The 24782-nt window shown below is 36.0% G+C and carries 16 protein-coding genes; 4 read left to right on the top strand and 12 right to left on the bottom strand.

Features of this window, described 5'->3' with window-relative positions:
* Window positions 1-4 precede the first annotated feature (4 nt).
* Window positions 5-637 (bottom strand): hypothetical protein, encoded by a 633-nt coding sequence (locus HM987_RS03360; RefSeq protein ID WP_179005259.1) that lies wholly within the window; start codon window positions 635-637, stop codon window positions 5-7.
* Between the two features lie 255 nt (window positions 638-892).
* On the opposite strand from HM987_RS03360, the gene HM987_RS03355 reads away from it, so the two are divergent.
* Both HM987_RS03355 and HM987_RS03350 read left to right on the top strand, forming a co-directional pair.
* Window positions 893-2737, top strand: coding sequence for a PLP-dependent aminotransferase family protein (locus HM987_RS03355; protein WP_179005257.1), 1845 nt, complete (start codon window positions 893-895; stop codon window positions 2735-2737).
* A 288-nt stretch (window positions 2738-3025) separates the two neighbouring features.
* A complete protein-coding gene (locus HM987_RS03350) occupies window positions 3026-3325 on the top strand; it encodes an immunity 53 family protein (RefSeq protein ID WP_179005255.1) in 300 nt (99 codons plus the stop codon).
* Here HM987_RS03350 and HM987_RS03345 read toward each other — a convergent pair.
* The 10 genes from HM987_RS03345 to HM987_RS03300 all read right to left on the bottom strand — a co-directional run bounded on the left by HM987_RS03345 (window position 3322) and on the right by HM987_RS03300 (window position 16304).
* On the bottom strand, window positions 3322-4674 hold the full coding sequence (locus HM987_RS03345; protein WP_179005253.1) for a TlpA family protein disulfide reductase: 1353 nt from the start codon (window positions 4672-4674) through the stop codon (window positions 3322-3324). The two genes, HM987_RS03350 and HM987_RS03345, sit on opposite strands and share 4 nt — an antisense overlap.
* 44 nt (window positions 4675-4718) lie before the next feature.
* On the bottom strand, window positions 4719-6071 hold the full coding sequence (locus tag HM987_RS03340; protein WP_179005251.1) for a UDP-N-acetylmuramate--L-alanine ligase: 1353 nt from the start codon (window positions 6069-6071) through the stop codon (window positions 4719-4721).
* Window positions 6072-6309: 238 nt separating this feature from the next.
* Window positions 6310-7713: a TolC family protein gene (locus HM987_RS03335; protein ID WP_179005250.1), complete on the bottom strand. Its 1404-nt coding sequence runs from the start codon at window positions 7711-7713 to the stop codon at window positions 6310-6312.
* Complete coding sequence (locus HM987_RS03330; protein WP_179005248.1) at window positions 7710-9062, bottom strand: HlyD family secretion protein; 1353 nt, start codon at window positions 9060-9062, stop codon at window positions 7710-7712. Before HM987_RS03330 ends, HM987_RS03335 begins: the two co-directional genes overlap by 4 nt.
* An 11-nt stretch (window positions 9063-9073) precedes the next feature.
* The gene (locus tag HM987_RS03325; protein ID WP_179005246.1) at window positions 9074-10735 is read right to left on the bottom strand and encodes a peptidase domain-containing ABC transporter; all 1662 of its coding nucleotides are present in this window, start codon (window positions 10733-10735) and stop codon (window positions 9074-9076) included.
* 2 nt (window positions 10736-10737) lie between these two features.
* Entirely contained in the window at window positions 10738-11412 is a 675-nt protein-coding gene (locus HM987_RS03320) for a TetR/AcrR family transcriptional regulator (RefSeq protein ID WP_179005244.1), read from the bottom strand.
* Window positions 11413-11814: 402 nt separating this feature from the next.
* Window positions 11815-14199: a DUF2309 domain-containing protein gene (locus tag HM987_RS03315; RefSeq protein WP_179005242.1), complete on the bottom strand. Its 2385-nt coding sequence runs from the start codon at window positions 14197-14199 to the stop codon at window positions 11815-11817.
* Window positions 14196-15668 (bottom strand): proton-conducting transporter transmembrane domain-containing protein, encoded by a 1473-nt coding sequence (locus HM987_RS03310; protein ID WP_179005240.1) that lies wholly within the window; start codon window positions 15666-15668, stop codon window positions 14196-14198. Before HM987_RS03310 ends, HM987_RS03315 begins: the two co-directional genes overlap by 4 nt.
* 103 nt (window positions 15669-15771) lie before the next feature.
* Window positions 15772-15996, bottom strand: coding sequence for a hypothetical protein (locus HM987_RS03305; RefSeq protein WP_179005238.1), 225 nt, complete (start codon window positions 15994-15996; stop codon window positions 15772-15774).
* A complete protein-coding gene (locus HM987_RS03300; protein ID WP_179005236.1) occupies window positions 15996-16304 on the bottom strand; it encodes a hypothetical protein in 309 nt (102 codons plus the stop codon). The genes HM987_RS03305 and HM987_RS03300 overlap by 1 nt, the downstream gene beginning before the upstream one ends.
* Before the next feature lie 114 nt (window positions 16305-16418).
* On the opposite strand from HM987_RS03300, the gene HM987_RS03295 reads away from it, so the two are divergent.
* On the top strand, window positions 16419-17342 hold the full coding sequence (locus HM987_RS03295; RefSeq protein ID WP_179005234.1) for a LysR family transcriptional regulator: 924 nt from the start codon (window positions 16419-16421) through the stop codon (window positions 17340-17342).
* Between the two features lie 102 nt (window positions 17343-17444).
* Here the strand turns inward: HM987_RS03295 and HM987_RS03290 are convergent, their stop codons facing one another.
* Window positions 17445-18419, bottom strand: coding sequence for a tetratricopeptide repeat protein (locus tag HM987_RS03290; RefSeq protein ID WP_306293675.1), 975 nt, complete (start codon window positions 18417-18419; stop codon window positions 17445-17447).
* A gap of 129 nt (window positions 18420-18548) precedes the next feature.
* Between HM987_RS03290 and HM987_RS03285 the strand changes: the two genes are divergently transcribed.
* Window positions 18549-24782, top strand: a complete 6234-nt coding sequence (locus tag HM987_RS03285) for an alpha-2-macroglobulin family protein (RefSeq protein ID WP_179005232.1) — start codon at window positions 18549-18551, stop codon at window positions 24780-24782.

Genomic DNA, 24782 nt, shown 5'->3' with positions numbered 1-24782 from the left:
TTTTTTATTCAACCGCATAAGCATCTAATCGTCGTATGATAGTTGGAATATCTTGAGATACGAGAGAAGACGTATCATAAATCAATCCCACGCCATCAACATAATAAAAATGATCCAGACCATCAGCTTGGTCACCATTGTGTAGCATAACAAAACGCTGTGTATAGGTGCTTTCAAACGTGCCTGCCTCTACTGTAATTTCGTTATCAGTGGCAATGAGCTGCTCGTAAATCGTTCCCCAGTCTTGATCATTAACAATTCTTGAAGTAAAATCATTTTTAGCATATTTAATGCTTCCATCATCTCTTACTAAATAACCCGTTGAATCCCTAAGTAGCTCAAAATGCTCTCCATTGGGATTGCAGAATGTGATGTCAGCTTCATTTCCTGTGGTCAAACGTCTAAATCTAAAATAGTTATTGTGGTCAATTAATTCTGTTCCTACAATACTTACGGAATCTATGACTCCTGTATAATCGTACGTTTCTGTAACGCTATTGTACTTGTAATTTTTATACACCCATTCGTTGCCAACCGTAAGTGCATAAAAGTTGGAATCTGGTTCTTGATTTGATTCGGAAGTTGAGCAGGAAGCTAATAAAATGGCGAAAAAGCAGACATAAATGATTCGTTTCATGATTAAAGAAGTTGATTAATGGTTGAAACGTAATTGTCTTTTATGGTGGGTTGGTTTTAGTTGATTTATTTCTATAACGTACAAAAATTTGAAATAGTATATGGTCAACTTAAGATTTAGCTCTTTTGAAACTAAATGAGCTTGGTTAATTCATAACTATTAAATCGAGTCAATGACTCACAAATAAAACATCCTGTAAGGTTTTAATAGAAACCCAACTAACGTATCTTTGCAAACTATTTAATTTTCGGAGTTATGGAAAACAATAAAATGCTGAATTACATAAAAGACGTTCTAAAAAACATGCCAAAAGATTGGCTTAACCTAACAACGCATCGCTTAGATATTTACAATGAAAAATTAGCTAAATCACAATTTTTAGATCAATTTGAAAATTTATACAACGCCAATAATGCTGAGTCATCAGTACTTCATAATTTACCAACGGCTTACGATTATATTAGATTAGGTCATCCTTTATCTTCCGTTTTAGAATGGGCTATTGCTAATTTAAACGGTTTTAAACCAGAACAAGTGATTAGTTTTTCGTCACAAACGATTCCTATTTTAGCAATTCTTCGACAAAATCTATTGGACAACAAAAAAACCCAAATCTTATACACTGATCACTTACCAGAGTATTTTGATGCTGAACTAATAAAGTCCGTTTATGGTTATGATTTCCAACTAATAAAAACTAATGATGCAGATGCTATCTTAGAATTTGAAGGCAGCACTATATTTATGTCGCAACAGAACCGAATCGAGAGCATTAATCGAAATATAAATATTGATTTCTATATTCATCTTTATGAGGATCTAGGCAGCATATTAGTAGTTAACGGTGCTAAAAACGACAGTTACATTTCAGCAATTCAACATGTACGACGGCGGGAAACCATTGCGATGACACCTTCTAATTGTTTGGTGGCTTTAGAAGCATTGACGCACCAATCTTCTTTTAGTCCTCAAAAAAGTAATCTTAAAGCCAATAAAACATCAGTCTTAAATTCTATCAAAGACATTACTGGCGTAACCACTCAACCGCTAGTTGGTTCTAGTGGATTATCTATTCAGTATGCGATTATGATGGGTTTAATTCATGATGCCCAACAAAACCATAGCGGTAAAGCGATTAAATTTATTGTACCAACCAATTGCTATGGTGGTACCAATGACCAAGCCAGACGCGTTGCTGCTTGTATGGACATTGTTGAAATTGTGGATTTAGAAGTGGATGGCGATAACGACATGGTGACCAGCTTGGAAACTGTATTAGCTAAAATCGCCAATGAAGATGCAATACCATATATCATTGCCGAAATTCCGACCAATCCAAGAGTTGAAGTTCCAGATTTGCAACAACTAAAAGCAGTTTTAAGTCAAGAGCGTCAAACGGAAAATGGGACTTTGGCCATCGATCCCGTTTTTATTTTAGACCAAACTTTTTGTCCTAATGTTAACTTTTTAGGAGAAGGTGAAATACTTTCAACTGTGAGAACTATTTCTTATGCCAGTGGTTCAAAATTTCCGAGTGGAGGGAAATGTACTGCTGGTTATGGCGTTGCCAATAAAAAAGCAGCACCTCTGATGGACAAGATAGCACTGCATTTAGAGCTATGCGATAATGAAGCAACAGATCTTCAATACGAAATCTTAGCGCAGCAAATGCCGTCAATGAATCAAAGGATTGTGGACGCTTATAAGAATACTAGAGACTTTGTCAACTTTATCCAGAAGGTTTTGCCTGATGCGAAAATTAATTTTGTTTCCGAAGAACTCGCCGAACAAGGATTCACACCTTCTGTATTTTCATTAGATCTTCCTACTAAAGGCAATTCAGCTCAGGAAAAAGAAACTTACAAAAGAGCCTTAAATCATAAATTAATCAATTTAATGATTACTGAAATCCCTAACGAAAGTAAATACTGTGTGAGTTATGGACAGTTAAAAGGCTGTTATTGGACGATTCCCGCCACCTCAACCCAAGGTACCACAAAAGAAGGCGATAAAGATTATATTGCACGAGTTTCAGTCTCACCAAATATGGATTTAGAAAAGCATAAGGAAGTGTTCTTGGAGTTTGTTTCTAAAATATGACCTATTATCGTCAGTTCGAGTGTTTATTTAATTGAAGTGAAACGAAAATTAACTAAATGTATCGAGAACAATCTATGGAGCTCATAAGGTTCTCAATACGATTATTAATATAGAAAAAACAAGAAAACTGACCAGATCCGTCAGTTCGAGTGTTTATTTAATTGAAGTGAAACGAAAATTAACTAAATGTATCGAGAACAATCTATGGAACTCATAAGGTTCTCGATACGATTTTTAGAAAGAAAAAATCACTCGAACTGACAGTTATAATTTTAACAAAAGTTACAAATGGAAATTTTAGAATGGATACAAGATTGGTTTAAAGAAAATGCTGACGGCGAATGGGAAAAAGGTGATGTCATTCAAATAACCACGTTAGACAGCCCATTAGGTTGGGATGTTGAAATTGATATCTCAAATACGTCTATTGCTAATCTCGAAATCAAATGGATCCTCAATGAAAATGGGAAACAAGATTGGTATGGTGTCAAAATAGAAAATCAAAGATTCAGAGCCGCTGGTGATGCAGGAAAACTGATTTTTCTGTTGAATCTGTTTCGGGAAATGATTGAGAAGATTGAGAATTAATTCAAAAGCTCATCTAATAGTGTCCTAGTTTTATCAAACGAAGGTCTTGGTGCTTCAGGATCTACAATATCACCATTTGGATCAATAAGTATAAAACGTGGAATAGAATTTATAGCATAAGCATTCATGAAGTCACTATCAAAAGATTTATCAGCAAATAGTTGAACTCCACCGAGTTCTTTATCTAAAACCATTTGTTTCCAATTAGGTTTAACATCTTTCTTATCGACTGAAATACTCACAAAAATAATATTCTTATCATGATAAAGCTCTTCTAATTCTTTGAGATAAGGTACTTGCTTGATGCAAGGGCCACACCACGTTGCCCAAACATCGATATAAACATATTTTCCTTTAAAATCATTAAGACTTACCATTTTTCCGTCAATATCCTCATAACTGAATTTAGGCGAATCATCTCCTTTTTTAAGACCTCTAGAGTCAATGACTTCTTGGTATTGCTTTTCTGCTGCATTAATAAAAGGTTGATGCGATGTCACTCGCTTTATAAGATCGAGATAATCCTTAGCACGTTCTTTGTTCGAAGATATTTTTGAGTAAAAACTATTGGTTAAGGTAATCGCCAAATCTTGTGAAGGTACTTTACGTAGCTCGGCAAACATTCCATCGACATCAGAAGCCTCTTCAATACGTTTGCCCCATGCAGAATTCACTAAATAACGATAATAAGGCTGCGACTTGTATTCATCCATATCATCTACATCCAATTCTTCTAAAGGTTTATAAAAATCCTCTGAAAGAGAAATCTCATCTCCTAGATAAAACTTATAACTGTTTTCAAAATTCTGAATACTCAACAGGCGATCATACTCTAAGGATTTTAACTCCGCATTTTTAAAAAAATCTTCCAAATCATATTCTACCATTGAGGCTCTATGTATAGTTTTAATATTCTCAATATTTTTAAGATATTGGTCTTCACTGACTTTATAAAACGCTTCCAAATCTTCAGTTAACTCAGCTTCTTTAATTGATTTTTGAACGAGATAATTATTCCGTTCTGAGCCATGTCCTTTAAAAATTAAAGACTTTTCAAAATGGTTAGCATCAAAAACTATATTGAGCTCATCCTTAGGGTATAGGTAGATATATGCTGTATTACGACCATATTTGAGAAAGTAGAATCCATCCTCTATTCTAGTGGACATTTTAAAATATCCATTAGCATCTAATTCAGCAGAAACTAATTTTTGATTATTAAGGTAAGTAATCATAATAGAATTCTCAGAATGATTTTCGACGTGTCCCGATAGCACTACCTTGCCTGATTTAGCAAATAGCGATAAACCAATTAGTAATGTAAATAGAGTTAGTATGGTTTTTTTCATGTTAAAATTGTTAAAATAAGAGTAATTATTAATCGATGTAAATTCTAAAAAAGCCCCTTAACCTCCATAAAATCCAAACCACCATAATTCCCAGAACTCATTAACAACAACGACTTATTTTCAAAATCCTGCGAGAATAAAAAGTCTTTAAATTCATCTGGATTGGTGTAAATAATCAAATCATCGCGTTCAAAAGCATTGGCAATTTGCTCTTTGGTAACTTCTTCTAATTTCTTAATTTCCACAGCATGAGGCGAATAAAATACCACGGCGACATCTGCTGCATCTAAGGCACCTTTGTATTCTTTTAAGAATTCCGCATTCAAGCTGCTATAGGTATGTAACTCCAAACAAGCCACTAAAGTCCGGTCGCTATATTGTTCCTTTACGGCCTTAGTGGTGGCTTCCACTTTACTCGGCGAGTGTGCAAAATCTTTATAAGCGACGCTCGTTTTAGATTCGGCAATTTTTTCCAATCGTTTGCTTGCGCCTTTAAACGTAGAAATGGCCTCGTAGAAATCGTCTTCATCAATTCCCATATGTTGGCAAATCCATTTGGCACCAGCTAAGTTATTTAAGTTGTGAGCACCAAATACTTCGATAGGCATTGGCCCTTCAGGCGTTTCCAATAAGGTCTCACCGTTTTCAACCGAATACTCTGGAGTTTTGTAGGCAATCTTGCGAATCTGATTTTCGGAGGCTTCCACTACGCTTTTGACTTCAGCATCTTCTTCATTATAATTGATGCTTCCACCTGTAACAATAGAATCCACGAAAATGCTAAACTGCTCCACATAATTTTCATAGGTTGGAAATACGTTGATATGATCCCAAGCAATGCCACTCAACAACGCAATATTAGGCTTGTACAAATGGAATTTTGGTCGCCTATCAATTGGAGAGCTTAAATATTCATCGCCTTCCAACACCATAAAATCATTGTCTTCGGTAAGTTTTACCATGACGTCAAAACCTTCGAGCTGTGCGCCAACCATATAATCCACATCTCTATCATGATAATGCAGCACATGCAAAATCATTGAGGTAATCGTCGTTTTCCCATGGCTTCCACCAATGACAACCCGTGTTTTGTGTTTGGATTGTTCGTAAAGAAATTCAGGATAACTATAGATTTTTAAGCCAAGTTCTTGGGCCTTTAACAATTCAGGATTATCTGCTTTGGCATGCATTCCTAAAACAATGGCATCCAAGGACGATGTGATTTTTTCAGGATACCAACTAAAGGACTTTGGCAACAACCCTTTAGCTTCTAATCGTGATTTTGAAGGGTTAAATATTTCGTCGTCACTTCCTGTGACTTTGTAACCTTTATTGTGAAGTGCTAAGGCTAAATTGTGCATTGCAGCACCACCAATGGCTATAAAATGTACGTTCATAGTAATATTCGTTAGTGTAAAAATACTATAAGTTTTTTGAAATGAGAAGTACTATAAATGATACCTGAACGTCATTTCGGGTGATTCTGAAGAATGAAGAATTGTATTGAGAAGTTTTGTAGCTTACCAAAAATTGACATTAACGTCAACCCATGTTCTCGATATAATTTTTTCGTACCTCAAAAATCACTCGAACTGACGCTAGTAATACAGTAAGTCATCTTGAGGTAACTAAATACTAAAACTCCGGATTCACTGCCAAACTATTAAATAACTTCGCCTTGGTACTAAAAAATTTATTCTGTATTTCTATAGCTTTCAATTGTCCGTCAATCAATTTCGACTCTCTAGAGTTGACCAAAAACAGTGAACTTTCCCCGAGCTCGAATTTACGTTCTTCTGCAATTAGCATTTGCTGATAGTCTGAAACCATTTCAGTTGTAATTTCATTTTGTGCACTATAAGATTCCAATTCTTGTCTTAACGCATTGATTTTATTTTGAAGATTAACACGTGTCGCATCGCGTTCATATTCCGTGTCTTGTAATTTTAGTTTTGCTAGCTTTAAATCGCCACGTTCTTTTCTTAAAAACAATGGAAAACTTAGATTTACGCCTCCTTTATATTCAGCAGTATTAAATGTCCTAGCTACTTCTGGCACCTCTGTTAAAAAATTATATTCCACATCAATTTTTGGCAACAATTTATTGGCCTTTAATCTCGTATCCACTTCTAAACCTTCTAACTTATAACCCAAGGACAGCATTTTTGGATGTGCTTCCAATACAACGTCATCACTTCGTAATTGATTGATATTAAAGGTAGCATCTATAATTGGTTCTGAATTCACATCTGGAATCACATTGGGCTGTAGCTCAACTGGCACATTATTATCCAACCATAAAAAATTAGACAGTTCCAAAGCTGCTTTTATTAATTTTACTTTAGATTGCTCTAAACCCAATTTTCTATTGTTGACTGCAATTCTGGCTTCGGTAACATCAATTTCTGCATTTTCACCAACCTCAACGCCTTTTTGTATCCCTTCAAAACGTTGTTGTGCATTGGTCAAAATATTTTCGAATAGCTTCAATTCATTATACGCTTGTAACCATTCGAAATACACTAAAGAGGCTTCAAATAATATATTGTTGACGTATATATCTCGATCTGCTTTGGCTTGTTCCCTAAATAATTTGGCTTGTTTTAAAGCTGCCATTCGATTATTGATGAACAATCCTTGACCTAGAGGTACAGAAACTCCTGCACTATACAAACCTTCTTGTGGTACGAAATTTTCAGGATTCAAATAGTCTCCTGTGTTTTCTTCAAACGCTGCTTTTAGTTCTACTCCAAACCAAGTCGGAATTTTAAAGGTCCCATTGAGTTTATCATAATATTCCGTGTTTTTAAATTTCTTTCTATTGTAATCTACTTCAATCTTTGGGTCAAAAGCTCCACGGGATTTCATCAATTTTGCCTGACTTTCATCAATGACCAATTGGGCCTGTTTCACAATTGGGTGAAACTTCTTAACGTATCCTAAGTATTCATCAAAACGAAGGGTATTAGATAAGTCTTCTGTCTGTGAAAACCCTATACAATTAAAACCTATGAGAACTATGGTAAGTATTAATCTCATCCTTGTTTCTTTTTAGCTGTTGCGCCTTCTGGCTGATAATAATTGGGTGGGAATCCGTTTAGTTGTCGCCATAACTCAAACCAAATTGGGACATCCTCCAATAATGCCATCGTGTAGGCACCTGAACCAGCTCTTATGGCGTCTGGCCATTTTTCGGCTTCTTCATCTGGAGCCAATAAGACTCTAAACTTACCGTTAGCGCTGATAAAATTTTCTATAGCCACGACTTTGGCACCATAAGTTCCGTAAGACACATTTGGCCAACCACTGAACACTATGGCAGGCCAACCGTCGAATTGGACGCGTACTTTTTCTCCCAAATTCAATAAAGGCAAATCAATAGGATCCACAAAGGTTTCTACTGCCAAATCCACCTGAGCTGGCATAATACCAACTAAGGCTTCACCTTCCTTAAAGGTTTGCCCTACGCCTCCCCTAATCGCTTTATTAATGTACCCATCGTAAGGCGCCGTAATAAATAGTAAATCGTTTCGCATTTTGTAATTTGAGTATTCATTGTCTAATTTAGATACTTGTGCTTCGGTATCAAATTGACTCGATTGGGCTGTGAACTTATCACTCTGTGCTTTTGAAATCTTATCTGAATATTCAGCATTAACTCTCGAAATTTCAAATTGCGCATTGAGTACCTCATTCTTGCTCGCTAACAATTTATTTTCCTGTGATATTAATTTCGCTTCTGTTTCCTGAAGTTTTAATCGTTTGTCTTCCACATCCCTTGTGGCTTTAAAGCCTTCTTCTTGTAAGGTTACGGTACGGTCAAATTGACGTTGTGCAATTTGCTTATTGGTCTTGGCCGCTTCAAAATCTATGCTGTCGCTCTGCACCTTAAGCTTTGCCTGAAGTAATTTATTTTTTGCTTGCTCTAACTTTAAGCCACGCTCATTGGCTAAAGCATCAATTTGCCGGTTCAGTGCTTTTACTTTTTCTTCATAAGAACCTACGGATTGTGATTTTGCATCACGTTGTTGTGCGGTACGCTCCACTAAATTAGGGTCAAAATATTCGCTCTTAATTTCTGAAATTTTCATGATCGTATCGCCTTTAGCAACAAAATCCCCTTCCCTTACCAACCAATTCTCTATTCTACCAGGAATTGGAGATTGAATAGTTTGTGGTCTTTGGTCTGGTGTTAATGTGGTTACTTGACCTCTACCTGTTATGTTTTGCGTCCATGGTAGAAATAAAATGATGATACCGATAATGGCAAACGCTCCTAAGAAACGATTGAAATACTTATAATATCGTCCGTGAAATACATGTTTTCCAGATTTGGAATCCGTAATATCAACAGACTTATGTAATTGATTATGAGATATATTTAGCATGATAACTTTCTTTAAATAATTTCACCTTTTTTGAGCGTCACAACTTGGGTACAACTTTGTGACCAATCATTACTCATACTTACAACCACTAGTGCCCAAGGATTATCATCACTCGTTAAGAACGAAATTATTTTATTAACTTCTTCCGGCTCAAAATGCTCTAAGGGGTCTTCTAAAATAAGCACCTTTGGTTTGTCGACTATAGCTCTGGCCAGTACAATTTTTTTAGCGGTTGTAAATGAGATCTGTTTGCCCTCAGGATACAGTATGGTATTGAGACCTTTAGGACTTTCTTTAATAAATTGATAAAGTCCAACATTTTCGATTGCCCACATTAACTGATCATCGGAGATATTAGGATTACCGAAAGTAATATTTTCTCTTATGGTGCCTTCAAATGGTGTTTCGTCTGCTAATGACAATCCTAAATGAGATCGATAATGATTGAGATTAATATTGCGTAACATGAACTTATCTAAATACACCTTTCCATTTGTAGGCTCTATAATTCCGCCAATTAAGCGCAGTAAACTCGATTTGCCCGAACCACTTTCGCCTTTTACCAATAATCTGCTCTTTGGTTTGATTATTAATGAGACATTTTTAATAATAGGGTCTTCTCTACCTGGCACCTCGTAAGATACTTTGTCTAATTCAATATTAAAATCTTCCTGAAATTCTGGTTTATCTCCTTCCTGTTTTTCCAGTTCCTTATCTACAACCTGACCCATTTTCTCTAAAGAAGTGAGCACATCATAAAAGGACTCCAAACCTAAAATGAGTTTTTCAACAGATGCAATGACGAGAAGAATTATAATTTCAGCCGCAACAAATTGACCGATATTCATTTCTTGATTTAAAACCAACAATCCACCAATCAACAAAAGGCCAGCTGTTACTATGACCTTAAAGCCTATCATTTGTATAAATTGAATGACTAAAATTCGAAAATGACTTTCCCTTGCCTCCAAATAATCACTTACCAATTCATCGTTCTTTTCTATTGCCAAACTCGTTTTGCCAGAAAGTTTGAAACTGACCACAGCCCTTGCTACTTCTTGAATCCAATGTGCAACCTTGTATTTGTTTTTGGATTCCATAAGACTTGTATCCATACCTTTTTTTGCCGTGAATTTAAATACGATATAGATTAGGATTAATAATAAAACACCGAAAGCAATGAAAAACGGATGATAAAAAGATAACAGAATCAGGGCAAACACAATTTGAAGTATCGCAGCTGGAATATCCACTAAAATCTTTGCCAATCCTTTTTGAATATTCAGCGTATCGAAAAATCGATTGGCCAATTCTGGTGGATAATAATTACGCAATTCGTTCATCTTTAGTTTTGGAAAACGATAAGTAAACTCAAAAGATGCCCTTGTAAAAATACGTTGCTGGATAGATTCTATAATTCGCATTTGCATTAGTTGTAGTATTCCTACAAATGCAACGCCTAAGGTGACCAAAATAACAAGAACAATCCAAGACGTACTTACTTGAGCTCCTTGTATTAAATTTATAATTGCCTGTATGCCTAGAGGCAATGTAAGTGCTAAAAAGCCTGAAAAAATGGCGTAGTAGATGACCTGTAAAACATCTCTTTTCTCTAATTTTAAAAGACCTACAAGCCTTTGCCATGGAGACATTACTGTTTTTTGTTTAGCCATAATTATTTACTAATGGTTTTAATAGTCAATTCTTTAAAGAAATCTGTAGGTGTGGTGTTGCCATCACAGTTTGTAATAGACATGAAGTGGTCAGCCAAATAGTGCTGATGGAGTGCACCATCTATAATTGTACTCGCCAAGGTCAGTGAAAAATTATAATCTGAATTATTTTCAGAGATCATTTCGCCTAGGCGTTTCACTAAACGTTTGTACACTATAAAATAGCCTTCTTCGTTTTCGCTATCCACGGCTTTGGTAAGAAACGATTTAGAATTTTCATTGATAATAATTCTATTTAACACGATTTCATCAATATGATTAAAAGCTACATCTTGCTTTATCTTTTGGGTGACGACTTCAATGGCCTTGAATAATTGTGCCTTTTTATCTCTCATATTAAAGGTAGCAAACACCATCTGATATTCAATCCAGGCCCAATACCAAGAAGTGAGATACAGAAGGAGTTTATGCTTACTTTCAAAATAGCGATAGATGGAACTTTCGTTAGATCCTATTTTTAAACCCAGCTTTTTAAAGGTAAAACTATCAAAACCTATGTCATCTATTAAAAGAATACTATGCCCAATGATACGTTTCCCTAAATCGGATGATTCTGGATCTTTTAGGTAAATCTTATCCGGGACTTGAATCTTTAAATTTGAAAGTAAATTAATCATAACTAAAATATTTGATTGCAAATATAATAGTGTTACTATTAGTTTTGCAAGTTTTATTGACTTTATTTTAAGCCATATTTAAATATTCACGGGTCAATAACAACAAAATATGCTTGTTATTCAAAAAAACTGCCTTCTTCGGAATGTTGTCTTGTTATGCCGCATTTTTGGCGGTTATACACCTGTAATTTTAAGTCCGTCCAAATCTTAATCTTTAGACTAACTAATGAAGAATGTTCACGTTCAATTTTGCAGGAAATTAGTGTACTTTTTATATCCAATTTTGTTTCAAAAATTAGCACTATAACCTGCTCATTAATATCTATGGGCGCAATTAAAACAGCACGACCATCAAAAGTTTGATGGTCGTTAAGGGTATATTTTCATAATATACACATATACCTAGGTTAAGACTAATTCTGATTCATTTGGAGTTTTAATTGAAGTGTTCAAAATATTATTAGACATCATTTCCCATTTTAAACCTTCTGAATATTTAAATATGACGTTTTTTTGTTTGGGCTCCATAACCAATACATAAATCCATTCATTGTCTAGTAATGTTTTCAATTGAGAATTTCTAGCTAAAATGTCGGTTACGCGATTTAAAGGCGCTTGAATTATCACAGACAAACGCAACGGTTCATGGTACATATCCTCATCTGTTCGGTAAAGTGATTGTAACGGCAATCCCATTTTTAAATCGCCTCCATTACCTTGTACGACGCCGAATTTCCCTACTATATTATGAGTAATTTTCGTTCCGCCTCCATAAAGATTGTTATCAACTGTAGAAAAATAATAGTGATTATTAATCCACTGTGTCACAACCATAGGGCCCTGCATGATGCCTTCTAAAGCTTTTCCTTCAGTATCCATTTCCCAATCGTAACTGTGAAGAAAACAACGACTATCAAGATTTGAATTTTTGGTAAGACTCCTTGGGGCTACTATGAAACCTGCGTTTTTTGCCAGTCCCCATTCTGGTCGGGTCTCGGCCCAATTGTTTGCTTTTTGCTGTGACTTAGACACACTACTTCCTTTAAAGCCCAATCTATTTTCGGTAGCCGTTTGCTGTGCTTTTGATAAATTTTCTTTCAGGTCATTGATAAGTTGAGCAAACGATTCTGGCGCTTCCGAATCAAAAAGAACGATGTCGTCGGTCGTCGTGTTGTGTTCGGCTCCAATAAACAGTGTGGATTCTGGAATGTCTATCGCATGGGTTTTTGACAATGCCATTCGCACTTCTGGTAAATTAGCTAGCTTCGCCAACATTCGTGCATTGTGTCTCCCAGGACTTGCAGCACAGGCGCCACAATCCAAGCTCGAACCAAATGGGTTGTTGGCAGAATGGCTTCCATGTCCAACAAATACCACCAACGGTGCAAATTTTTTCCAACCCATTAAATCGAAGGCAGATTTTACAATACCCACTTTTTCTTCCAATGGGATGCCAAGGGAACTTTCATCTTCCCTAACCATTTTATTGATATTGGGCTGGCAGATCGATTCCATCTTCGATGCATTTTTTTGCCTCTTTCTGTATATTATCCCAGGCGCCAAAGTTCTGGCGATTAACGATAATCCATAATAAAACCCAGAACCTTCAACATAACCAAAAGCCGATGGCAGCATATTTTTCATGCGCTTTAAGAAATAATCACCAAAATTTTTGACTTCATTTTTCTTTCCATAAGCCGAATACTGCTCTTTCTTTCCGTCCTGTGCCACTTCTGTAACAACATATGCTGAATTCACAATTGGTGGACAAGATTTACGCGTGAAGTCGTCTTCTAAGCTCTTATAATCCATAACAATTCCAAAGAATCCAGCGTATCCGAAGGTTTCGTAATTTCCGTTCGATTCCACATGTCTTCGAATCAATTCTGAACGCGTATCGATACAAAATACCATCTGCGCATCTGGAATAGAAGCGTCAACTTGATCAGTCGTTTCAATGTCTATTGATTTGCTCTCCAAAGTATGGATTAATTGTTTTTGCCACGTTTCTTCCCATGCTTTCAACCAAATGTATTGTAATCGTGGAATTTTGGTGTTCGCAGATTCATTTTTAGTATCGGGAAGAAACGAAAGGTTGAGCTTCTTTGCCGTCCATAATCGTACGGCCAAATAATCCGCCAAGTCTATCCGATATTCTTGTTGCCAATCTGAATTGGATTGCGCACGATGGTTGATATAGCCTGTCCATCCTGGAAGCGCTGTTAAGTGATATGTGAAAATGTTTTTATGATCATTTTCAGAATAATCCTTTAAGAGTAATTCCAAAGTTTCAGCACTTGATTTCGGAATGTCTTTTAAAGTCGTTAAACCAATTTCTGAATCATAAATAACTAATAATCGCCATGCAGTGTAGAATCCTTCACTTTTATACGGAATTTCCCATTCCGCCAAACCTTCATCCATAAAAGCAGACAACCATTTTGCCATAATACGGTCTAAAGTATGATTTTTGTTTAATTCTTCTATAAATTCTTGAGATTCTAAAAGCTTCAAATAAACTTCTGATGATTCGGAAAAACCATTTTCTTTTAAAAGTGATGCCAAAACAGCCTTGTCAATATCGCCATTTTCCATAGCTTTACGATACAATTTTGCCTCTGGAAATGCATTCGAACCAAAATGTTTCTGTGCCAAACCAACAGCTTCCTTAAACGATAAATTCTCATATCCGGACAGTGGATTGGAAGCCACAAACGTATATAATGGCCAAGTTTTTCCGATGAATTTTGATGCTTCTTCAATTCTATTTAGAATAGTTGAACTCATATTGATTTTGATTTATACATTAATACTGATTTTTTGTGCGGCTGGGAAATATTCATCAACTTGACATACAACCATGGTAATTTTTTATAAACACCTAATTTCATTATGAAAAAGCCAAGTAAAAAAGTGATCCCGAATATAATTTGTACCCAAGTCAATGGCATGGCTTTTGCGATCATTGGCATGTCTGCCATTAAAACGGTGACACCATTATACATTAAGGCATAGATCCCAATACCTGCGACGAACAAAATCGGCGGAACTACAATTTTTTGCGCTATTGAAAGGCTTTGTTCTTTGATAATATTATAAGTCGCCTGGCCTACTGTGATGGCAACAATTAATGTTAAAAAAATAGAGCTATCCATGGCTATGGCTTTGCCTGTCCAGAATGCGAACAAATAAGCTCCAAGCCCGCCAAACAGCAACACGACAAAGGCTTGAAGCGGTTTGATTTTAAGCTGTTTTGGTTGTTTTGGTTTGGTTTGTACAATTTCTTCCCCAGAAGACAAGAATAAATACGCCTTATAAAACCCATGGAGAATCAAATGAACAACTGCTGCATTGAAAAATCCAAGACCACATTGCATAATCATAAAACCCATCTGGGCAATGGTGGAGCATCCCAGTTTTTGTTTGACATTCACTTGTAACAATTTCGTAAACTGTGCGATTATAGCTGTAAACCCACCGATAACGAAGAGAATCGTTAACGTGTTTGAGGCAAATAAAAGAGTTGCAAAAAGTGCCAATAGAATTCCTGCGCCATTTACAAAACCAGCATGCATCAAAGCCGAAGCAGGCGTCGGAGCCGTCATCGCGGATAATAACCAACGATGAAATGGAAACATGGCTGATTGCACAATTGCTGCTAAAATGATACAGAGCGCTGAAGGCAGCACTATATAAATGGGTAAGTCCACTGCAACAATTGATAATCCGCTAATTGTGAATTCGTCACTGAAAAATGCTATTAACAATAACCCAGCTGTTAAAAAAAACGTACCAATATAAAAGTAATTTTGGGTAATTTTTAAGGCTTCTCGTGCTTCTCCCCAATGTTTATCAATTCCAATCAATTGAGACATAAAAACCCCCATGATTAACCAGCTGAGAATTAATAGACCAATATGGTTTGCCAACACCAATAACATCACAGACAAAGTAAAGCCTAGACTGAGTACCATAAATCGAGAATGATAACGAAATCCGGTCAAATAATTACTGGCATAACTACATACGACTGCACTAAAAAACGTTACAGTCGTCCACATTAAAACGGTAAACCCATTGATTTTGAATATAGATTCCCAACGCCAATCTGGCATGTTGTTAAAATTAATAATGAGATAGGCAGCGTTTCCAAGAAACAGAAGCCATAACATCGAGGTCACGATTTTTGCAATTATCGGTTGTCCTACCTCAACACTTTGGTAGGTTTTTGAATTCATTTGTGTTTCAAGATTCATTTATAAATTATTATTGGTTTTGCATTCATCTTTTCGCAAAATCGAATTATTTGAGAGGGTCTTGAACTATCAATAGTAGTTTGGAAGAACTCTTAATACTCGATTAGAAGTTTTCGTCAGTATCTGATTTTTCCATATTACTTTCGCCTCGTACTTTGGAAAACAGAACCAATCCAACAATGAAACTGCCCATGATTATCTTATCCAAAAAGATGCTATTATTTAAATATGCCAAACCGTTAAAAAATATTAATATGGCCAATCCAAAAGCTGGAAGTACGTTCGATTTTGAGATCGATATTAGTTGTCTATAGTTTTGTTTCTCCATTATGATGCTACAGTTATTTCAAGAGTTCCATTAATTTGTAACTTCTGTCCGGAGCTTCTCGATTTATTGATAAACTCGCGTGCAATTTCTTTTTCCTTCTCGAGCTCTTTAATACGCCCATCAAGCTGTTCTGTATTGCATTTGTGATTACCTTCCCAAATTTGTAGACGCTGTATCTTGTGAAAGTTGATTTTTTCATCTATGAGACTTCTGATGATGTGAACGGCTTCGGAAGGTGTAAAATCCCCTTTTACCAACTGAATCTTTTGTTTGATTTTTTCATTGTTTGCCACTTCTTTTGTTTTCATGATAATTAATTTTAAATAGATTATGGTTTTAAATTTATTTTGATGGCACAAAGATTAGACATTTAATTCATTTATTTTTATTTATATTTGTTATGTTATGCATAAACAATATTTATGAACTATACTTTACATCAACTTCAAATATTCCTTAAAATATCTGAATTAAAGAGCATTACAAAAGCTTCTGAAGCCTTACATTTGACCCAACCAGCAGTCTCCATTCAGCTAAGAAATTTTCAGGAACAGTTTCCGATTCCGCTTACTGAAGTAGTGGGAAGACAATTATACGTTACAGATTTTGGTATTGAAATTGCCGTAGCAGCAGAAAAAATCTTAAATGAAGTACAGTCCATTAATTATAAAACGCTCGCGTTTAAAGGACAGCTTTCTGGCCGACTTAAAATTTCAGTGGTTTCCACGGGTAAATATGTCATGCCGTATTTTTTGTCTGATTTCATAATACAAAACGAGGGTGTTGAATTGCTCATGGATGTGACCAACAAATCTCGTGTGATAGAAAGTTTGGAACAGAATTCGGTTGATTTTGCCTTAGTTTCAGTATTGCCAGAAAAATTAAAGGTTGATAAAATTACTTTGATGGAAAACAAACTATTCTTCATTGCCAGTACGAAACTTAAACTAGATAAAAGCCTCTCAAGGAAAAAGCTTTTTGAAGAGGTGCCTTTAATTTATCGCGAACCAGGCTCTGCAACACGAAATGCCATGGAGTCCTTCATTGCGAAAAACAAGTTCGCAGCGCGTAAAACCATGGAATTGACTTCCAACGAAGCTGTTAAACAAGCCGTACTTTCAGGATTGGGCTGTTCCATTATGCCATTAATTGGCATTAGAAATGAATTGGCCAATGAAGAATTACAGATAATTCCAGTTAAAGGATTGCCGCTAAAAACTACTTGGAATCTGATTTGGTTAACATCAAAAAAACAATCGCCTGCTGCGCAGGCCTATCTCGATTTTCTAAACATCGAAAAAGATCGTGTGATTAAAGTTCAATTTGCATGGATAAATAATATTTAAAGTGGTGCTTAATTGAAAAGGAGAATTTAGTTTAGACGCAATGGTTTTTGCCTAAATCTTCATAAGATTCAAAAATCATTTCTTACTAATCATGCTGAACTTTTAAAGTCCTAGAATCACTATTTTTTCCTTCATAAAAGTTTCGATATCAGGAAGTTCATCAAGAGCAAGATTGATGTATTTTAAAGCCTCACTTTTATTTCCGCGGTGTTTATTAATTTGAGCCAAACGATAATAAGCCCATGCTTTTGGCACACCATCCTGAGCAGAATGATTAGCTAAATAGGCTTTGATACACTTCTCACCTTTATCGAGCTGAATATTATAATCAGCACAAACTTTACCGATTTGATAGTGCATGGCATTGCGCTGGTGTTTTTCTTGTGCTTCTTCTAAATTACCAATCGCCTTTTCTGGTTGGTGTTGCGCTTCGTAGAATTTAGACAACTTTTCATAACAAGTTACAGAACCGCCTACTTTTATGGCTAATCTGTAATATTTTTCAGCCAGTTCTGGCTCGTCATCATATTCGTAAACATAACCTTTCGCCAAATAACCATCGACCTTTGACAAATTTTGTAATTCATTAGCATATCTCAAGGCTTTGTCAGTACTTCCACCAATGATACCTGGCAAAGACACATACAATTCCACCAATGCCCAACGTGCTTCGATATGGTTTGGGTCTAATTGCGCTGCTTTTGTAAACGACTCTTTAACGTCGCCTATTATGGCGAGGGCTTTTAATTTACTTATGCTTAACGCTTTCATACCTAAAGCGCCACCATACTTATAATGATAGTCAGCATTTTCAGGTCGTTTCTGTTTTAAAATTTGAAATTGTTCTATGGCAGCATCCCATTTTTTTTGATAACCATAAGCCTCACCCAAAAGTTCAATGGCCTCCAAATCGTTTGGATTTGATTCTAAAAAAACGGTCATTTCGTTTTGTGCTTTTACATATTCCTTCTTTGCGATAAATGCCTCAGCATTTTCTAAGGATGTTTGGGAATAACAGAATGATGATAGCAATAAAACAAACAGTAATCTCAACATATTAATATTGGGTTGTGGCACAAATATATGATTTAATAACGTTCAGTTTCCTCAACAAATTGTTAACTTCACTCATCGAAATGAACCTTTTACTCATTTGGTCTGTTTTTGGAATACATTTTGAATGTATTTTGTCATAAATACTATCACATGAAAAACTATATATCTTTACTTATGCTCATCTGCTTCGCTTCTTTTTCCAATGCCCAAAATGATTTTGATAGTCAATGGAAAGAAGTGACCAAACTTGAAAACGAAGGACTTACAAAAAGCGCTTCGGAACTGGTAGAAACTATTTATAAAAATGCGGTTAAAGCGGAAAATACCCAACAACGCATTAAGGCTTTGTTGCATATTAGTAAATATATGTTAACGCTTGAAGAAGATGCCCAACTTAACATCGTTAATCGTTTCAAATCTGAAATCGATTCCACCAAAGACATTGTAACCAAGCACCTTTTAGAAAATATGTTGGCCACCATGTATTGGCAATATTTCCAGCAAAGTCGCTACCAATTTTACAACAGAACCAAAACCTCTGAAAAAGTAAGTGATGATTTTAGAACTTGGGATTTAGAAACTATTTTCAATGAAATTCACCGTTACTATCAGCGCTCTCTTGAAAATAAAGATGTATTGCAACAAGAATCATTAAAGGAATATAGCATACTTCTCAATGAAGCTGACCACTCAAAAACATATCGACCAACGTTATACGATTTACTAAGTCACAATGCCTTAAGTTTTTATAAAACAGACGAAAATAGTATCACACAACCAGCCTATAAATTTACGATTGACACTAAAGATTTTATTGCCGATACTGATATTTTCATGAAGTTAGATTTAACCTCCAAAGACACCTTATCCCTTCAACGAAATGCTCTCAAAATCTATCAAGATTTATTAAAGTTTCATGCTAAAGACCAAATCTCAAAAGCCTTTGTAGATGTGGATATTGAACGGTTGAATTTTGTAAAGCAACATGCTGTATTTTCAAATGTGGATGATTTACTTCTGAATACATTAAAGTCGAAATCAGAACAATTAAAAGCCTCAGAATTATCTACCTTATATGATTATGAAATAGCGACGGTTTATCAGAAACAAGGCAATTCATTCAACAACAATCTTGAAGACAACGCAGTAAACACCAAAAACCGCTGGAAATTAAAAGAAGCCATAGAACTTTGCAATTCGGCAATTGCTCAATTTCCAAAGAGTATTGGAGCGCAAAAATGCGAGGTATTAAATGCCAATATACGTCAACCGAGTTTACAGTTGCAAGCTGAAGAATTTATTGGTAATAATGTACCTTCAAAAATCCTGGTGACGTATAAAAATTTAGAAAACTTAGATTTCAAAATTTATAAGGTTTCACAAAGTCAAATAGAACGTTATAATCGAATTTACAGAGCAGATGAAAAACAAGGGTTTTTCAAAAACCTGAAACCTGTTGAAACTTTTTCGAGCGCTTTAAAAACAGAAGGCGATTATCAAATTCATAGTACTGAAATTGTAGTCCCTAATATGGGCAATGGTTTATACCTTATTAAAGCAGACACAAATTCTGACACTGACGTTTTTGCCACGGCTCATATTCAGGTTACGGATTTGGCGTTGGTGGAAAGTTCTGAAAACGACACTTATTTTTTTCAAATCATCAATAGGCACCATGGAAAACCAATGGCAAACATTAATGCCGAGGTGTCTTATTCCAACAACCGAAATGATAAGCGCTTGACCAAGAGTTTTACAACCGACCGCTTTGGAAAATTTGAATTTAGTAAAGACAATAATTATTACAGAAACGTTCAAATAAAAGTCAATTCAAAAGACGACACGGCCTATTTCGGCGATTACTATATCAACAGAACCTACGATCAAAACGAAAATAACGATGCACAATACCATACGTTTTTATTTACGGACCGAAGCATTTACAGACCAGGACAAACGGTTTATTTTAAAGGCATCATTACGCAATCGAAAGACGGAAAATCATCGGTTGCTGATGACAAAGAAATTACGGCAGAGTTGCATAATGTGAATGGCGAGAAAGTTTCGGAATTAAAGTTTGTAACCAATGAATTTGGATCGTTTCATGGTGAATTCATACTTCCCAACGGAGGTTTAACAGGTCAGTTCTATATCAGAGCATTATCAAATACAGTGGGCAGTGGACATCATTATTTTTCGGTTGAAGAATACAAACGACCAAAATTTAAACCTGAATTTCAGCCGATTACCGAAACCTATAAGGTCAACGATAGTATTACAGTTAAAGGTACAGCCATTGCTTTTGCTGGTAGCAACATTACAGATGCCAAAGTAGTTTATCGCGTTAAACGAAATGTAAGATTTCCAGGTTGGTATTATTGGAGACGACCATATTTTAACTCAGAAGCTCAAGAAATTACCTTTGGAGACACCAAAACAAATGCCAAAGGCGAGTTTGAAATTACGTTCAAAGCCATACCTGATGAAAGTGTGTCAAAAGACAATCTTCCTGTGTTTAATTATGAAATCACAGCAGATGTTACCGATATTAATGGCGAAACACGTTCAACTTCTACGATCGTCAATGTTGGTTATCATGCTATGACACTCAACATTGTGGCGCCTCAAAAAATTGATAAAGAGACCAAAGAAATAGAATTGACCCTAACATCGCAAAATCTCAATGGCGAATTTGTACCTGCAAAAGGAGAATTAAAAATCTATAAACTGAACGCATCAGACCGTGTATTGAGAACCAGACCTTGGCAAGCACCAGATTATCAAACGCTTTCTAATGGAGAATTTATAAAACTATTTCCGCACGAACCTTATGACAATGAAGGTCAATTGACCAATTGGCCAAAAGGCGAGGAAGTTTACAGCACATCTTTTGATACTGAAAACGCGAAAACCATCACCCTAAAAAAACTGAACAAATGGGAATCCGGACAGTATATCCTTGTTGCAGAAAGCAAAGATAAGTTTGGGCAAACCGTAAAAGATCAAATATTCACGGCACTTTTTAGTGATAAAGACAAAACCGTTGCCGACAACCAATTATATGAAGCGCAATTGGACAAAGCGAGTTACGAAACCAGTTCCATGGCAAAACTAACTTTAGGCTCGGCAGCAGAAAACCTAACCGTCACGGTTGAAATTGAAAAGGACAACACAATTATAATGACACAATTGGTTGAACTTAATGATTCTAAAAAAACGATAACGATTCCTGTTTTGGAAAGTGATTTAGGAGGATTTGCGGTTCATACATCATTTGCAGCTTTCAATGAATTTCACTCCCAGAGTTTTAATGTAAATGTGCCTTATCCTAAAACCGATTTGGAAATCGAAACGACAACGTTCCGAGACAAACTGCAACCAGGACAAGACGAAACTTGGAGTTTTAAAATCAAAGGCCCAAAAGGCGATAAAGTTTCTGCGGAATTGTTAGCAAGTATGTACGATGCGTCTTTAGATGAATTTAGGGCTCATAATTGGAACTTCAACCCTATTCATAATCCTGTTTATTATGGAAGCATCCACAAAAATTCGGGACAGAGCTTTGGAACGACTCATTTTAGATTGTTTAATAATTTTAGTATCAATCAGAGCTATCCCTATCAAGGTTATGATGAATTGGATTGGTTTGGGTTTTATTTTGGGAATGATTCTTTCGTCAAAAGAAGTATTAGCTATAGTAAAAGAGTATCCGCACCACAAGCAGATTTGATGGCCAGGGAAGATTCTGCAGTATTGGAAGAAGTTGTAACTGTAGGTTATGGTGCAACAACGAAAACTGAAAGTGACAAAGAATGGAATCCAAAAAATTCAGGTGGAAGTAATCCTAATCAAAATAAAAAAGAAATTGATTTAGATAACATCCAAATAAGAACAAACCTAAACGAAACTGCTTTCTTCTTTCCACAATTGCAAACCGATGCGGAAGGTAACGTCAGTTTCAACTTTAAAGCACCAGAGGCACTGACCAAATGGAAACTACAATTGTTGGCACATACTAAAACTTTGGAAAGTGCAGTCAAGCAACTAGAAACCGTTACCCAAAAAGAATTAATGGTCATACCTAATGCACCACGATTTTTGAGAGAAGGCGATGAAATTGTGATTACTACCAAAATTGCTAACCTCACTAACAAGGAATTATCAGGTCTTGTGAGATTAGAATTAACTAATCCTGTGACTGATGAATTTTTACCCAATATAATTAAAGGTGAGATAGGTAGAAATTACACATTAATTACTGACTTGACAGATAAAGAATTTACCGTTGACGCTAATGGGAATACTCAAGCTTCATGGTCACTATTAATTCCCAAAGGTCTTCAAGCAGTCCAATACAAAATTATAGCGACAGCCATTGATTTGGAAAATGAGAAACAATTCAGCGATGGCGAGCAAAATGCCTTACCTGTTCTAAGTAACAGAATGATGGTAACAGAAACACTTCCGATGTGGATGCGCTCTAACCAGACCAAAACTTTTACATTGGATAAATTGAAAAACCAGACTTCGACTACCCTCAGCCACCATAAGCTGACACTAGAAATAACGTCAAATCCGGTTTGGTATGCCATTCAAGCTTTGCCATATTTAATGGAATATCCTTATGATTGCAATGAGCAAACCTTTGCGAGATATTATGCGAATGCTTTGGCCCAACATATTGTAAAATCAAATCCTAAAATAGAAACGGTTTTTAAGCAATGGAAATCAACAGATGCTTTACTTTCTAATTTAGAAAAGAATCAAGAGTTGAAATCCTTATTGATTCAAGAAACGCCTTGGTTACGTGATGCTGAATCTGAAATGGAACAGAAAAAACGAATCGCATTATTATTCGACCTTAATAAGATGAATAATGAATTGCAATCTGCTCTTAGGAAACTGCGAAACAATCAGCATAGTTCTGGCGCTTGGCCTTGGTTTAATGGTGGCCGTGACAATCGATTTATCACACAGCATATCATTGCTGGTTTTGGGCATCTTAGGAAACTGAATGTCACTTCGACTACGCTCAGTGACCAAAATTCGACCACGCTCAGTGACCAACAAAATATGATTCAAAATGCATTAGATTATTTAGATACCGAATTCGTACAAGAATATAAGGATATCAGAAAATACAATAAAGAGGCAGATTTAAGCAAAGACCATCTATCACATACGCAACTGCATTATTTATACACACGAAGTTTTTATCCTGAACATACGCCTTCGAAAGAAGTCAAAAAAATGATGGACTATTACCAAACTCAGATTCAAAAGTATTGGTTAAGTCGTTCATTATACGATAAAGGCTTAATGGCAATGACCATGCACAGAATGGCTGATGCCAAAACAGCAGCTAAAATCTTAAACTCCTTAAAAGAAAACAGTGTTACCTCTGATGAACTAGGAATGTACTGGAAAAACAACACCAACTCTTGGCATTGGCACCAAGCTCCAATTGAAACCCAAGCGTTGATGGTTGAGGTATTTTCGGAAGTTGGTAATAGCATTCAGAGCGACCTGTCCGAAGAAGCAAAAGCGAAGGCGGAAGCGAAGAATCTCAAAGACATCGACAACCTAAAAATCTGGTTATTAAAAAATAAACAAACCAATAGCTGGAAAACGACCAAAGCAACTTCTGAAGCCGTTTATGCGTTGTTATTGCAAGGAAGTGATTGGCTCAGCACTACAGAACAATTGGAAGTTAAAGTGGGCAATGAAACCATTTCACCTTCAACATTGGAAAACGTTAAAGTAGAAGCTGGAACAGGTTATTATAAAACTTCGTGGAATGGTTCAGAAATTACACCAGAGAAAGCAGATGTGACCATCACTAAAACCATGCCTGGCGGCAAGCAGGAAGGTGAAGGCATTGCTTGGGGAGCCTTGTACTGGCAATATTTTGAAGATTTAGATAAAATCACCTCAGCCGAAACGCCATTGAAACTCAGCAAGAAACTATTCTTAAAATCGAACACGGCTAAAGGCGAGGAAATCACGGACCTGCCTGCCGGCAAGGCAGGAATTACTTCAAATTCAATATTAAAAGTTGGCGATTTAATTAGGGTCAGAATTGAACTGAGAACGGATAGAACCATGGAATTTGTGCATTTAAAAGACATGCGAGCTGCTGGTTTGGAACCCATAAATGTATTATCGCAATACAAATGGCAAGATGGATTGGGCTATTACGAAAGTACCAAAGATGCAGCCACTAACTTTTTTATGGACTATTTGCCAAAAGGCGTTTATGTATTTGAATATGATTTACGCGTGAACAATGCAGGAGACATGAGCAATGGCATTAGCACCATTCAGAGTATGTATGCTCCTGAGTTTAGCAGCCATAGTGAAGGGATTCGAATTTCTGTAGATTGA

The sequence above is a fragment of the Winogradskyella forsetii genome, from assembly GCF_013394595.1.
GTDB lineage: Bacteria > Bacteroidota > Bacteroidia > Flavobacteriales > Flavobacteriaceae > Winogradskyella > Winogradskyella forsetii.
Note: the sequence above shows the minus strand (reverse complement) of the source record. Positions and strands in the feature narration are given on the sequence as shown.

Coding starts and splice junctions, on each gene's coding strand:
- HM987_RS03285 (WP_179005232.1), top strand. CDS start 18,549: ATGAAAAACTATATATCTTTACTTATGCTCATCTGCTTCGCTTCTTTT.
- HM987_RS03330 (WP_179005248.1), bottom strand. CDS start 9,062: ATGCTAAATATATCTCATAATCAATTACATAAGTCTGTTGATATTACG.
- HM987_RS03340 (WP_179005251.1), bottom strand. CDS start 6,071: ATGAACGTACATTTTATAGCCATTGGTGGTGCTGCAATGCACAATTTA.
- HM987_RS03325 (WP_179005246.1), bottom strand. CDS start 10,735: ATGGCTAAACAAAAAACAGTAATGTCTCCATGGCAAAGGCTTGTAGGT.
- HM987_RS03310 (WP_179005240.1), bottom strand. CDS start 15,668: ATGAATCTTGAAACACAAATGAATTCAAAAACCTACCAAAGTGTTGAG.
- HM987_RS03295 (WP_179005234.1), top strand. CDS start 16,419: ATGAACTATACTTTACATCAACTTCAAATATTCCTTAAAATATCTGAA.
- HM987_RS03300 (WP_179005236.1), bottom strand. CDS start 16,304: ATGAAAACAAAAGAAGTGGCAAACAATGAAAAAATCAAACAAAAGATT.
- HM987_RS03315 (WP_179005242.1), bottom strand. CDS start 14,199: ATGAGTTCAACTATTCTAAATAGAATTGAAGAAGCATCAAAATTCATC.
- HM987_RS03335 (WP_179005250.1), bottom strand. CDS start 7,713: ATGAGATTAATACTTACCATAGTTCTCATAGGTTTTAATTGTATAGGG.
- HM987_RS03320 (WP_179005244.1), bottom strand. CDS start 11,412: ATGATTAATTTACTTTCAAATTTAAAGATTCAAGTCCCGGATAAGATT.
- HM987_RS03360 (WP_179005259.1), bottom strand. CDS start 637: ATGAAACGAATCATTTATGTCTGCTTTTTCGCCATTTTATTAGCTTCC.
- HM987_RS03305 (WP_179005238.1), bottom strand. CDS start 15,996: ATGGAGAAACAAAACTATAGACAACTAATATCGATCTCAAAATCGAAC.
- HM987_RS03345 (WP_179005253.1), bottom strand. CDS start 4,674: ATGAAAAAAACCATACTAACTCTATTTACATTACTAATTGGTTTATCG.
- HM987_RS03350 (WP_179005255.1), top strand. CDS start 3,026: ATGGAAATTTTAGAATGGATACAAGATTGGTTTAAAGAAAATGCTGAC.
- HM987_RS03355 (WP_179005257.1), top strand. CDS start 893: ATGGAAAACAATAAAATGCTGAATTACATAAAAGACGTTCTAAAAAAC.